1 protein-coding gene and 1 pseudogene are annotated in these 1007 nt (G+C 68.1%); one reads left to right on the plus strand and one right to left on the minus strand.

Annotated elements, in window-relative coordinates:
• A pseudogene (locus tag PGX04_RS09540) lies at positions 1 to 187 on the plus strand (ATP-binding protein); the annotation flags it as partial.
• Here PGX04_RS09540 and PGX04_RS09545 read toward each other — a convergent pair.
• On the minus strand, positions 163 to 1007 hold an 845-nt coding region (locus tag PGX04_RS09545), incomplete at its 5' end, for a cation diffusion facilitator family transporter (protein WP_273738289.1). The pseudogene PGX04_RS09540 and the gene PGX04_RS09545 overlap by 25 nt on opposite strands.

Below are 1007 nucleotides of genomic sequence, written 5' to 3' on the forward strand. Positions count from 1 at the left end.
CGAGCGGAAGTCGACCAACCACGGGCTCGGCCTCTCCCTCTCCCGGATCCTCGCGGGCAGGTACGGCGGCACCGTCGGCCTCGCCGACACCGGCCCGGACGGAAGCGTCTTCGTCGTCACGTTGCCGCGGGCGTCGTCTCCCGCGGACGCCCCCGAGAGCAGCTACGGCGACCCGGACTCGTCGTAAGACGATCCGACCTCGTCGGCCGACTCCTTCCACTCGCCGATTCCGGACGGATCGAGGTGGACGTGTGCGTCGCCGACGTCCTCGAGGCCTCGCAACTGAGCCACCAGTTCCGATTCGATGTCGTGGGCATCGCGAAACGGCATGTCGCCGTCGACCTCGACGTGGACTTCGACCTCGAGGACGGTGCCGTCGTAGAAGACGGTCAGGTCGTGAACGCCCTCGACGGCCGGGTGGCTCCGCAGGCGGTCGGTGATCTCCCCGCGCTTCTCGGGACCGGGCGCGGCACCGATGAGGTAATCGACGTTCTCCCTGCCGATCTCGATGCCCTGATAGACGACCAGCAGGCTGACGAGACCGCCGGCGACGGGATCGAGTATCGGATAGCCGACCAGAACGCCGAGGACGCCGACGATGGCGGCGACCGAGGTGTAGATGTCGTTCAGGCAGTCCTTCGCGAGCGCCGCGAGCGCGGTCGATTGCAGGCGTTCGTTGATCCGAACGGTGTAGCGGTAGACGAGGTACATGTCGACGATCGCGAAGCCGAGCGCCGCGAGGAGCAGGACGCTGAACTCGATGTCGGTGCCGGTGAGGAGTCCCTCGACGGACCGGTAGAGCAGATTCAGTCCGAGGAGCGCGATGACGGCACCGACGAACAGCGCCGTCAGGGGCTCGATCCGATCGTGGCCGTGTGGATGGGTCGTGTCGGGTTCGTCGAACGCGCTTCGGCCCCAGACGAGAACGACCACGCTGGCCACGAGGTCCGCGAGCGAGTGGGCCGCGTCCGCGAGCAGGGCGACGCTCCCGAAGGCGAGCCCCGCCG

This window comes from Natrinema soli (assembly GCF_028618695.1).